Source organism: Methylacidimicrobium cyclopophantes (assembly GCF_902143385.2).
Lineage (GTDB): Bacteria > Verrucomicrobiota > Verrucomicrobiia > Methylacidiphilales > Methylacidiphilaceae > Methylacidimicrobium > Methylacidimicrobium cyclopophantes.
The window spans coordinates 38,793-45,105 of record NZ_CABFUZ020000259.1 but is presented as its reverse complement, the minus strand read 5'-3'; the positions used below and the strand labels follow the sequence as shown (position 1 = coordinate 45,105).

5 protein-coding genes are annotated in these 6,313 nt (G+C 61.9%); 2 read left to right on the top strand and 3 right to left on the bottom strand.

Annotated elements, in window-relative coordinates:
- The 3 genes from FN369_RS11725 to FN369_RS10535 form a co-directional block, all read right to left on the bottom strand.
- Positions 1–1,137, bottom strand: a 1,137-nt coding sequence (locus FN369_RS11725; protein ID WP_281290947.1) for a BadF/BadG/BcrA/BcrD ATPase family protein, incomplete at its 3' end; no start/stop codon positions are given.
- A 79-nt stretch (positions 1,138–1,216) separates the two neighbouring features.
- Complete coding sequence (locus FN369_RS10540; protein WP_142526090.1) at positions 1,217–1,813, bottom strand: hypothetical protein; 597 nt, start codon at positions 1,811–1,813, stop codon at positions 1,217–1,219.
- A gap of 104 nt (positions 1,814–1,917) precedes the next feature.
- Positions 1,918–3,174 (bottom strand): M20 family metallopeptidase, encoded by a 1,257-nt coding sequence (locus FN369_RS10535; protein ID WP_142526089.1) that lies wholly within the window; start codon positions 3,172–3,174, stop codon positions 1,918–1,920.
- 170 nt (positions 3,175–3,344) lie between these two features.
- On the opposite strand from FN369_RS10535, the gene FN369_RS10530 reads away from it, so the two are divergent.
- Together FN369_RS10530 and FN369_RS10525 are read left to right on the top strand one after the other, a co-directional pair.
- A complete protein-coding gene (locus FN369_RS10530) occupies positions 3,345–4,913 on the top strand; it encodes a TldD/PmbA family protein (RefSeq protein ID WP_142526088.1) in 1,569 nt (522 codons plus the stop codon).
- Entirely contained in the window at positions 4,910–6,244 is a 1,335-nt protein-coding gene (locus tag FN369_RS10525; protein ID WP_142526087.1) for a TldD/PmbA family protein, read from the top strand. The genes FN369_RS10530 and FN369_RS10525 overlap by 4 nt, the downstream gene beginning before the upstream one ends.
- Positions 6,245–6,313: the final 69 nt, after the last annotated feature.

Sequence of the window (6,313 nt, the reverse complement as noted above, 5' to 3'; positions counted from 1 at the left end):
TTTTTTTTTCAAGCAGAAGACGGCATACGAGCTCTTCCGATCTGCAGCGGCAATCTCCTCTTTCCGCTCTCGAAGCGCCTCCTCGACCAATCGCTCTTCCGCGAGGAAGAGTTCCACGAGTTCCGGAACCGACTTTCGATCGAGGAAACGAGATCTCGGGTTTCTCTCTTCGGTGAGCGCACCATCCAGGGAAGTCGCGCTCTCTCGCAAGAGAATGCGACTCGGCTTCGGCTCGACCCCCGGATGCTCTTCCGCAGCCTCGTCCGCCAAGCGAGCGGCACCCACCGCTCCCGGAACGCGCGAGACAAAAACCGTGCTCACCGCAAGCCGCGAACGGACTTGCTCTTCGAAGAGCAGCGCATAGGCTTCGCTGTGCTCGAAGAGTCCGCCGACCAGCGCGACCTTCGGCCGATCGAAACGGAGCTTCTCCGCCACGCATTTCACCTGGTCTGCTAACAGGCCGCACCGGGAAAGGACGACGTCGACGGCGAACCGGTCGCCCGCGGCCGCGCTTTCCAGAACGCAGGGGGCGAGCGCCGCGATGCGATCTTTGGACGGGTCGGAATGGATGTAGACGAAAAGTTCCTCCAGATCTTTCTGGCCGGTTCTTTCCAGAAAGGACTCGCCCAGCGGGACAAGGCCCTCCGTGGCGTCAAACGCATCGTAGACTCGCTGGAGAGCGATATGGGCCAAGTCGTACGCGCTGCCGGGATCTCCCAAAATATGGCCCCAGCCACCGGCCCGCGCCCAGCGCCCTTCTCGGTATCCCCGCACGTTCGAGCCCGTTCCCGCAATGACGACAATCCCCTCTCCGGAACCGAAAGCGCCCGCGAAGGCCGAGTGCGCATCTTCGGCGACCACCACCCTCTTTGCCGACGGCCAAAAGACGCGCAGCAGTCCCGCAATTCGCTCCCGCTGCGCCGCCAGATGGCAACCGGCAAAAGCCGCTCCGATGGAATGAAACTGTCCCCCCGTTTCCGTGCGGATCGCGGCGAGCAAGGCCCGGAGCTCCTCCTCCCGGAGCAAGCTGACGTTTCCCGGACCGATTCGACCCGTCGCTTGAACCCGACCTTCGGCATCCAAGACAACCCAGGTCGTCTTGGTAGCTCCGCCTTCGATTCCCAGCGTCGCCTCCATGGATGTGGTCTCTTCCGGGTACGGAACGGGTGCCGTCAACTAGCCTCTCGGCAAGGCAACCGCCCCTCGGATGAAAGCCTCATCGAGGGATATAGACCGTACCGCCTTGGAAGGGAATATACGACTTCACGATTGATGCGAAAGCGGCTAGCGATCGGCCATAAAACGACTCGTCCTTCGCCTTGACTACAACATAGTCGATCGAAACCGCGGTTCGGATACAAGCCATGCTTTCCAGGAGCGAATCCTCCTTCGGGTCCGATACGAAGGCGAAGACATCGGCATGGAGTCCTTTGCCGACCCGCCATTCGGCGACCCGAATAGACTTCGCTCCGCTTCCCAGCGGCGGAGCAAGCGAGCGCCGCTTCTCTTCCAAAAGCGTTTCGATTCGACCTCGGCCGCCGGGCTCGGCTCGTTGCGAGCCGGCCCATATCAGAACCGGCGTGTCTTTCGCCGTGAAGCCGACGGGATAAAAGACAGGTTCCCTGCGAGTCTTCCCGCGGGACTCCCTGTCGAGAATCCATCCCTCGGGGGCTTTTAATAGGAAGGCATGCCCCTCCGCATAGACGATGCCAACGCCGGCTTCGAAGGGCTCTTGTTGCGGGAAGGCCGGAAACGGAATGCACGCCGCCATCGCAAGCAACCATAGCGGAACAAAGAGAGACGGGCCCTTCACGCAAACTTTCCTCCCGCGGGATCCGCCGACCGCCTCGACCGCCCCATAGCAGCCGTTCCGCGCCGGCGGAACAGCCCCTCCGCCGCTCCCTGCATCGGCAGATCCTACGGCCCCGTAGGGGCGAAATCGCGCAGAAATCGAGCGTACACCTGCGCGGTGGTCACTAGATCGTCGACAGGAATCCGTTCCTCGCCTCCGTGGATGTTTTTCCCCTCAACCCCGTAGCCGATCGTATCGATGCCCCGTTTTCGAGCGTAGTAGTGCATATCGGTCGCTCCTCGATTGACGGTGAAACGCGCATGTCCTCCCCGTACCGCCTCCACCGCCTTTCGGAACTGCTGGGGCAGCACGGAACGAGGCGAGAGCGCACACGGAGCCGTCGTATGGATCTTTCGAATCCGAATTCCCGCTCGACACCGCTCGGCGGTCGATCGGATCATTTCCCGCAATTCCTTCTCCACTACCGGCACCTCCTCGACCGGAGTAAGCCGGCGATCGATCGTGAAGTGGGCTTCGCCAGGAATGATGTTCACCTTCCCCGCCTTTCCGGGTCCGAAGATCCCTCCCAGATTGACCACGGGCTCCAACCTTTCGCCCGACGGGGTCGTGAACCGCTTCCGAGGATCGGCCAACGTCTCCTTGATCCGCGGCTCGAGGCTCGCGGCGAAAGCGATCATCCGCTCGAAAGCGTTTACCGTCCCCCTAGGATAGGCCGAATGCCCTCCTTTGCCGAGGACCGTCACCTCCAATTGCACAATGCCGTTATGGCCGATCCCGATTTTGCCCGCCGCTCCCCCTTCGCAAACGATGGCAAAATCCGGAAGCTCTCTGCGATGGCTGACGAGATACCCTGTGCCGAGCTCTCCGCCGATCTCCTCGTCGGCCACGAAAGCGAGCTCCACGTTCACCCGCGGCCGGATGCCCGTTCGCCGGAGCGCTTCGACCGCGAAGAGGCTCGCGACAAGCGATCCCTTCATGTCGGCGGTCCCCCGGCCGAAAAGCCAGTCGCCGTCGCGCTCTCCGGAAAAAGGATCGTGCTTCCAAGCTCCCGCCTCCGGAACCACGTCGTAGTGGGAATTGAACTGAACGGTCTTTTTGGCTCCGACATCCCATCTGCCGATAACGTTGTGCCGCGGCAAATCGGCGGAGCCGGGAGGCAGGGACTTTGCGGCAACCTCCTCGGGAACGGTTAACCTCTCGACGGATAAGTCGAGCTCCCGCAGCTTCGTTTCCAGTCTTTCGACCAGAACCGTATAATTGCGTCCGGGAGGATTCACAGTCGGAATGCGCACGAGCTCGCCGAGAAAGGCGCAGAGCTCACCCAGGTGATTTTCCAGCCAAGCTTCCGCGTCGATATTCACGTTTTGCCTCTTCTTTCTTTTTATCACGGCGGCACGCGATCGCAGCCTTTTTCTCGGTACGCTCTCTCCTCCCTTCGCCGGCCGCGATCCCCCTTGGAAAGAACAAACCGGCCCTTGCCCCCGCCCTCCGGACCTTGCTATGGGTAAAAGGAGACCGAGTACGGAATGCGATGAGCATCTCCCGCAGAAAATTTCTTCAAAGCCTGGCTGCCGGCCTTCTCGGAGGCGGCTCTCCTTTGGCCGCTGCATCGTCCGACGACCCCTCTTCCCGTCGGGAAGAAGCCGCTCGGCTCGCGGAGGCGGCCTTGGACTCCGCTCGCACCGCGGGAGCCGGATATGCCGACCTACGCGTTCTTTTTACCGAGTCGGAACTGCTGTCGGCCCGAGAAGAGCGCATTGAGAACGTCGAGGTGTCGACCAGCAGCGGTCTCGGCGTACGTGTCCTTGTCAACGGGGTTTGGGGATTCAGCTCGACGAGCGTACTCGACCCGGCCCATGCGTCCGCGTGCGCACGAAACGCGGTAGAAGTAGCCAAGGCCAACCGAGTTCTCGCGACCCAGCTCGTCGAACTGGAGTCGATCGAAGCAAAGACCGACCGCTGGCGCGTGCCTACCGAGCAGGACCCTTTCGCCATCCCTCTGGATCGCAAGGCGGAGCAGCTCCTGAAAATCAATGCGGAAGCTCGGGCGGCCGGGGCTCCTTTCTGTCGGAGCTTCTTCCTTTTCGTTCGGCAGGAAAAGTTTTTCGCGTCGAGCCGCGGCTCCTTTCTCGAGCAGCTCTTCTTCCGAACCTATCCCCACCTCACCGTCACCGCCACCGATCCGAAAACGGGACGCTTCGCCAGCCGATCGAGTCTCCTGCCACCCAGGGCGGCCGGCTTCGAGTACGTCTTATCCCATGATTGGAAGCTCGAGGCGCGGCAGGCGGCGGAAGACGCACGCCGCAAGCTCCAGGCCAAACCTGTCACCGCGGGGAAGAAGGATCTGGTAATTCATCCGACGAACCTGTGGCTTACCCTGCACGAGACGATCGGCCACTCGACCGAGCTCGATCGGGCCTTCGGCTATGAAGCGGGTTTTGCCGGTACCACCTTTGTCAAGCCATCCGACCGAGGCCGCTTGCGCTTTGCCAGCGAGATCGTGACGGTGATGGCCGATCGGGATCAGCCGGGAGGCTTGGCGACCGCGGCCTACGACGACGATGGAATGCCGGCGCGCTTCGCTCGATTTCCGATCATCTCCCGAGGACGCTTCGAAAATTTTCAAATGGCGATCGGCCAGTCTCGCTGGATCGGCCTGCCTCATTCGAACGCCTGCTCCTTCGCGGAGGGACACGCCTACTTCCCGATCCAGCGCATGCCCAACATCTCCTTGCAGCCGTCGGAACGGGATGTCTCCCTGGAGGAGTTGATCGCCGGCGTCGAGGATGGGATTTACATCGTCGGAGACGGAAGCTGGAGCATTGATCAACAACGGAAAAACTTTCAGTTTGGAGGGCAGCTCTTCTACGAAATCCGGAAGGGCAAGCTCGGGGAGATGCTCCGGGACGTTGCCTACCAAGGGACCACCGTGCCGTTCTGGAATGCTTGTGACGGCCTCGGCGGCGCAAAGGAGTACTGGCTCGGGGGAACCCTTTCTTGCGGGAAGGGACAGCCGGTCCAATCGGCTCCGGTTTCTCATGGAGTCGTACCCGCTCGCTTTCGGGGCATCCATGTGCTGAATACCGGGAGGGGAGCATGATCCTCTCGGAAGGGGAAGTCCGGGAAATTGGCACCAAGCTCCTCTCCTACTCCCGGGCGGAAACCGCCGTCGCCGAGATCTCGGGCTGGACCCGCCTCAACGTCCGCATTGCCCGCAATACGGTCACGACAGACGGCGAGGACGAGGGCTTCCATTGCCGCGTCGAATCCTCCTTCGGGAAGCGTCGAGGAGAAGCTGCGGGGAATAAGGCGGACCCTGGCGACCTCGCCTCGCTCGTCCGGCGATCCGAAGAGATCGCGCGAATTTCTCCGGAAGATCCCGAATTTCTTCCTCCTCCTCCCCCCCAAATCTATCCCGCCGCCCAGGGCTATTCCGCGGAGGCGGCGCGGTTGACGGCAAAGGCCCTCGCCGAGCAGGCCACGACGATTCTTGCGGCGGCGGAGGCCAAGCGGGTCATCGGGGCCGCTTTTCTGGAATGTGAAACCAGCTTTTCGGCCTATATGGCCACGACCGGCCTTTGGGTCTTTCAGCAGGCGACTCGCTTGCACTACGCGGTCTCCGCACGAACCCGAGATGGGGAAGGGGCGGGGTGGGCCGCAGTCGCAGCCTATTCTCCCGCCGAGATTTCCCTCCGCTCCCTCGTGGAGCAGGCAATGGAAAAGGCTCTGCGCTCGCGTCATCCGCAAGCCCTCGACCCGGGACAATTCACCGTTCTGCTCGAGCCTTCGGCCGTATGCGATCTAGTCGGTTTCCTCTTGCTTTCCCTCCAGGCCCGTCCTGCCGACGAGGGGAGAAGCTTTCTTTCTCGGCCGGGAGGAGGGACTCTTCTGGGCGAGAAGCTCTTTGCGGATTCCGTCACTCTTCGCTCGGATCCAGGAGACTCCACGGCACCCGGCTCCATCTATTCGACCGACGGGCTGCCCGCCGCACCGCGGAGCTGGATCGAGAGAGGCACGCTGCGCGAGTTGATCCGCTCGCGATTTTGGGCACAGGAGAAGAAGGCTCCGGTAGTTCCCGAGCCGACGAATCTGCTCCTGTCGGGCGGCGATCGATCGAGGGAAGAATTGATCCAGGGCATCGATCGAGGCCTGTTGATCACCCGGCTCTGGTATATCCGGACGGTGGATCCGCGCACACTCCTCCTCACGGGCCTGACCCGGGACGGAACCTTTTGGATCGAAAAGGGGAAGATCGCCCATCCGGTGAACAACTTCCGATTCAACGAAAGCCCGGTGAACCTTCTCAAAAATGTTCTCGCTCTGGGAAAGCCCGAGGCGACGGTCGGGTCGGAGATCGACGATCTGCCCGCTTGCGTGCCGGCGCTCGTCGCCAAGGAATTTACCTTCTCTTCTGTCTCCCAAGCGTCATGAGCGGGCGGCGGCGGGGCTTTGCATGCCTCGAGGCACGCCCGCCGATCGTCCGCTAATCCTATCGCTCAT

Excerpts from the sequence above, each read along its gene's own strand:
- FN369_RS10525 (WP_142526087.1), top strand. The coding sequence starts at position 4,910 with ATGATCCTCTCGGAAGGGGAAGTCCGGGAAATTGGCACCAAGCTCCTC.
- FN369_RS10530 (WP_142526088.1), top strand. The coding sequence starts at position 3,345 with ATGAGCATCTCCCGCAGAAAATTTCTTCAAAGCCTGGCTGCCGGCCTT.